Raw genomic sequence first — 5816 nt, 5'->3', positions numbered from 1 at the left:
AGCGCAACCCCTCCTTGCCTAAATGGGACATCCTCATCCGGCCAGCTGATGGGTAAGTTCTTTCCTGGCAATCTCCTTAAGTGACTTAACACCGATGCAGGCGACAAGTATGCTGACAACTACCGCATGCAACCTACCTCAAAATGAAGGTGTGAGAAGGCAGAATATCGCGCTCGCACTTCTTGCACTTGTGCTCACTGTGACATTCATGACGCCGGCGCAAACAGGCGCATCCCCTTTCTCATATACCGATCCACCAAGAACCTGTAGGGAGGTAGAGGGGCAAAATCTGGCCTGTGTGAGCGAGCCCGTTTACAACCGCAGGTTTCTGCTATCGCCCTCGGTTCTCGACCGGCCGAAGATGAGGGTCAACATGAACTTCGCGGACGATCCACTGATCGCAGGTCAGGTTACTTTCACGATAGTTTCGCGCGGTTCGCCCGGCGAAGACAGAAGCTGGGGTGTTAATGTCTGGGCAAAGAATCTACTCGTCCACCCAATGCGCGGCTACTCCTTGGAGAATGCCACCTCATTCTCACTCTACGGCGGGGGCGACGAGTGCCTGGGCTCGCGTACCTGCACCTACACCACCTATGACACAAATGTCTCACCGGGCTGGTATGCGGCCGGTGATCAGAACGGGCTGGGAGGGCCGGTTCTGTGCTGGTTTACCTTCAAGTGGATCTGCGGTGAATATCCCTCCAGCGGCTCAGCGTTCTACGTACCCGAAGAGGACGATGCTGAAGATCCCTATGTCGAGATTGCGACCACGGGCAGCGGCTTAACGACCAAGGCGATCGCTCAGGCCGTAGATCCACGGGGAGATCCGATTACCCTCGTTTGGGATTTCGGCGACGGAATTACTCAGAGTGGCAGCTTGGGCAGTGTTGTCACCCACGAATACAGTGCGCCGGGGAAATACGTGGTCACTGCATTTGTAACCACCCCGGACGGGCGCTCCCACTCCGCCTCGTCTTCTGCCAGACTGGATATCCCCAAACCGATTCTGCAGGCAGTTGCCAGACACCCTGGTGGATTCACTCCGACCGGGGTGGCCGCGGGTACGCTCCAGGGTTGGCCCTCGGGCGCACGGGCGCATGTGCGCTACTGGACCGACGGGTGTCCGGCGAACCCCAGCGATGTATGGCAGTCTTCTCCCGGGTCTTCCAATGAGATAAACGTTCAGGCCGATGGTACGGTCAGTATGCCCTTCAACTGGTTGGCCCAGGCCGGAGACAACCAGTACGACGCTAACGCGAATGCATTTATGATGATCGCGGAGGGCGAGCTTGAATTTACTGACACGGTGGTCCCTATTGTGGGCTTGGGCGATTGCATTGAGATGGAGCCCACGCTCGCTTACCAGACAACGTCAGCTGTGGCGGCCGGGGCCACCGAAGTTCCTGTGGACTCTGCCAGCGTGCCAGTTGGCAATATCGCCGTTGTTGGCGCGGGCCTTCGCTCTGGCCTTGATGATCTTTCGGAGCAGCGACTGGTCAATGGGCACGGATCGCTGCTTGTCAGCGCGCTTTTACGCGACTTGCCGGCAGATTCCTACGTGATTGATGCCGGGACACCGCTTCAGCCCTACAGCTTCGCTGGACCACCTGAGGATCCGGTTCTTGAGCCTTTTGACACCGGGGCTGGGGAGCCGCCGACCGATCCTGGCGTGGACACTGGCGACTGTCGCACCGACGCGATCACGCTCAACGCACCGGTGAACAGCGGTTCCCAAACGGCGCGTTCTGAGATCAGCATTCAGGTCACTGGTGGGGTTTCGGTCGCCAGCGGCGCCACGCTGGAGCTGAGCGCCCCGCGCATCGGCTTCGAGCCTGGCTTCCGCGTCGAACAGGGTGGGCAGCTCAGGGCCATCGCAGCCCCAGTGAGCTGCACTGCAGCCGCCGTGACCTCGACTCAGCGTGCCGCTGCCAGCAGTGCCGGCGCGACCAGCGCCACCGCATCCGCGCCGGTCACGCTACTAGCACCTGCGTTCATCGCCGGGCTCGAGGCCTTGCCGCGCTGGCTCCAGGAGCATCTCCTTGGTTACGGCATCGAGTCTGAGGCCCTGAGCGGCGGTCTGCTCGATGGCGAGGAGCGCTGGCTGATCCTGCAAACCACTCAAGCGCTGCATCCCGGCGATGACAACGAAGTGAGCGATCTCTACCGCCTCGACCTACTCAGCGATGAGTTCAGGCTGATCAGCGTCACCGAGGCTGGCACCGCCGGCAATGGTCCGAGCCGCGACCCAGCCGCCGATGCCAACGGTGAGCGAGTGGTGTTCACCAGTGACGCGAGCGATCTGGTGCCCGGCGATGCCAATGGGGTCAGTGATCTGTTCCTGCGCGATCTGGCGCTGGACTTCACTGAGCGGTTGACGCTGGTCGAGCAGGCATCGGCACATCCGGCGCTGGATGCCGAGGGGATGCTGCTGGTCTATGACCAGACCAGGGAGGCTGGCCCGCGTCAGATCTTGGGTCAGGCTCTGGCCGATGGCGCGGCCGCCGAGGTGGTCGCGTTGAGCGCTGCCGGTGCCTGGACCGATGCGCATCATCCGGCGCTTAGCGCCGACGGGCGTTATCTCGCCTATCTGCGCCAGTTGGCGAATCGCGATGGGTCGCTCGTCTGTAGCGTCGAGATCCGTGACCTCGTCACCGATGTCAGCGCGTCTCAAACCTGTCCGGCCGCGCTCGCGGCGACCACCGACCCAGGACGCGCTATGTTCAGCCCGGACGCACATGATCTGTCCTGGTCGCTGTCTGGACAGACGTCACCGATCACGCTGGTGAATCCGCTCCAGCCGTTATCTTGCAATCGCGCCGGCCGTGCGCCGGCGCGAGCCCATTCCCCTGATCGTTCTCAGCTTCTGGCGCCAGCACAGGAGTCCCCAGATCTTGCCGATGCCGAGCGCGTGCTTGCGGCTGGAGGCGCCTACAAGGTCTGCTCGCTGGCCATCAAAGGGCTTGAACGTCGCCTCGATGGGCAGGGCGGCCTTCGCAAAACGAGAAGTGCCCGGGCAACAGGCGCTCCAGACTGTTCTTGAGATAATGCAGTCCTGAGCGCGGCAGCGACTTGGCATCGATCAGGACGATCTTCGAGGCCTGCTCGCCTTGGCTGAGCGACTGGTATGCGGTATCGCCCTCGGCTGAAAAGCGCGGACTGCTGCGATCGTCAGCCAGCGCTTTGGTGGCAACGGCCGGAGTGGGTGGAATGGGCGCTGCATTGTGTGCTTTGGTTGGAGTCCTTGGCCTGACGCTGGATGATCAAAACAAACTTTCGCGCTAGCTCGACCTCGGAGAGGCGCGTTGCCGGAGCCCGCCCACCCCGATACCCGGGACAACCAGAGAGCGCCTGAGGACATCAACCGTGTTCTGTAGTCCTGGATCGTTCGCCATCCGGAGCGCGCGACTGATCCCATCGAGGCCCCCGCGTGAAGCGATGTAGGCCAGGCCTTACGGATAACGGATAGGAAATCCAAGCCACCCTGAGCTAAAGTGGACCCTGAAAACCGGACAGTCATTTAAGTTATCAAACCGGTACAGAAGGGTTAGTCAAAATGGGTGAATCAAAGCGCAAGACGTACACGTCGTCGTTCAAAGCCAAGGTTGGTTTGGAGGCCATCCGTGGGGTGAAAACGGTCAACGAAATTGGCCAGGAGCACGGTGTCCACCCGGTGCAAGTCGGGCAATGGAAGAAGGAGATCCTGGAGCAGGCCGGCACGCTGTTCGAGAGCAAACGCGGGCGTCAGCCGGTGGATGCGCAGAGCGCGCCGGAGCGCCTGTACAGCGAGATCGGGCGTCTGAAGATGGAACTGGACTGGTTGAAAAAAACTATAGAGGCAAACCCAGCTTACCGCCGTGATCTAGACTTTGTATAGAGCGTAAGGATCTGGAAACGGGAGGTGCGTCATGGGCGGGAAGACACGACGAGCGCCGGCCACCGAGGAGCGTCGCCTGTATCCGGAACGGCACCAGTGTGCGGCCTGTGGTCAGCGGTTATCGATTGGCTATACGCATGGGCGGCAAGTGGCGACTCTGGAGAATCGGTGTCGTTTGAAGATTTCGATCGGTCGCTGCGAGAATCCGGCCTGTGAGCGGTATCATCGAGCGGTGCATCCGGCGGAAGAAGGGCGCGTGGCGTTGCCGCATTACGAATACGGACTGGATGTGCTGGCGTTCATTGGCGCGCAGTGCTATCAGGATCACGCCAGTGCGCCGCAGATTCATCGCGCGTTGCAGGCGCGGGCGGTGCAGATCAGTCGCCGCAATGTGCAATATCTGCTGGAGCGCTATGACGAGTTGGTCGCCCTGTCGGTGCGCCAGAGTCCGGAGCGCGTCGCCCGGCTCAATGCGCAGGGGCGATTGATCCTGGCCATCGATGGGTTGCAGCCGGATGTGGGTCACGAAATGTTGTGGGTGGTGCGCGAGGTGTTGTCACAGCAAGTGTTGGCCGCCCGTAGCCTGCTGTCCTCACGCCATCAGGAGCTGAGCGAAGTCTTGCGCGAAGCCATCGCGGGGGTGAGCGCACCGGTGGTGGGGATCGTCAGTGATGGTCAGCGCAGCCTGGTGCAGGCCATCGCCGAGGTGTTCCCCGGCGTGCCCCATCAGATCTGCCAGTATCATTACTTCAAGCAAGCCGCTGGTGCGGCCTGGGAGTCCGATCGTCACGCTAAAAAAGAGCTCAAGAAACGCGTACGCGGGATCCGCCCTCTGGAGCGGGCGGTGGCCGGGCGTGAGGATGAGCCTGCCCAGTTGGTTGAGGGCTATTGCACCGCCGTGCGTGGGGCCTTGACCGATGAGGGTCAGGCCCCGCTGGAACCGGGAGGCTTACGCCTGCACGAACGCCTGGAGGCCATCGACGCCAGCCTGCAACGGGCGGCGCAAAAAAGGGGGGCCTGAACACATTGCCGCGTCCCTTGCAGCGTCTGCACACGATCCTGGACAAGGCCTTGAGCGCCACGGCCGCCGCTGATGGCCATCTTTCAATGGATCCATCAGGCCGCCCAGATCCTGGACAATCCTCAGCACCTCTCCAGCGCCGGCGTCCAGGCCCTCTATCAGGGTCTGCTCGACCAACTCGCCGCCTGGATCGCCACCGACGACGGCCAGGCCTGTCGCTCCTGGGGGGAACGCTTTCTGAAGATCACCCGGAGCTATTGGTCGGGACTGTTCCACTGTTACGATGTCCCCGACTTACCGCGGACCAACAACGACCTGGAGCACTTCTTTGGCGCCTTGCGCCATCACGAGCGACGCATCACCGGACGCAAGGCCCTGGCCCCGAGTCTGCTCGTGCGCGGAGCCGTGCGCGTGATCGCCGCGCTGATCAGTTGGAATCGACCCTTGAGTGCGCTCGAACTCAGCCGGATCGATCTGACTGACTGGCCGGCGCAACGCCACCAACTTCAACAGCTACGTCAGGCGCGGGTGCTCCAGCGACGCTTCCGGCAGCACCCCGATCCCTACCTCGCCGCCTTGGAGGAACGCCTCGTCAAGCTCGATTTGCCTCCATAGAAAAAAAGTCCGGGGTGAGCCTGTGAGCGCCCGTCGCACGTGGATCGAGCCTGAGGGTGAGGTGGCGGTGAGTCGGCAATGCACCTTGGCCGGAATCGCGCGCTCGGGTGTGTATCGCGCTTCGAGCGAGGAGGGCGTCAGCGCGTTGGACCAGATCCTGTTGGCCTTGATTGACGCCGAATACACCCGTCACCCGTTTTACGGCAGTCGGCGCCTGGTGGTCTTTCTGAACGGGCAAGGCCATGGAGTGAACCGCAAGCGCGTGCAGCGCCTGATGAGGATTCTGGGATTGGCCGGCATGGCCCC

General features: G+C 61.9%; 2 protein-coding genes and 2 pseudogenes. All 4 read left to right on the top strand.

The features are described 5' to 3' along the window. Window positions 1-373 precede the first annotated feature (373 nt). Window positions 374-3040: a PKD domain-containing protein gene (locus tag GJ668_RS19130; protein WP_186343225.1), complete on the top strand. Its 2667-nt coding sequence runs from the start codon at window positions 374-376 to the stop codon at window positions 3038-3040. Between the two features lie 513 nt (window positions 3041-3553). Beyond that, a pseudogene (locus GJ668_RS19125) lies at window positions 3554-3838 on the top strand (transposase); the annotation flags it as partial. Window positions 3839-3950: 112 nt separating this feature from the next. Next, window positions 3951-5510 (top strand): annotated as a pseudogene (locus GJ668_RS19120) (ISNCY family transposase). Between the two features lie 22 nt (window positions 5511-5532). Continuing rightward, a partial coding sequence (locus GJ668_RS21320; protein WP_425482513.1) for an IS3 family transposase occupies window positions 5533-5816 on the top strand: 284 nt, incomplete at its 3' end.

Source organism: Allochromatium palmeri (assembly GCF_009720725.1).
In the GTDB taxonomy this organism is placed as follows: Bacteria; Pseudomonadota; Gammaproteobacteria; order Chromatiales; family Chromatiaceae; genus Thermochromatium; species Thermochromatium palmeri.
This window is presented reverse-complemented; position numbering and strand designations above follow the sequence as displayed.

Excerpts from the sequence above, each read along its gene's own strand:
- GJ668_RS19130 (WP_186343225.1), top strand. The coding sequence starts at position 374 with ATGAACTTCGCGGACGATCCACTGATCGCAGGTCAGGTTACTTTCACG.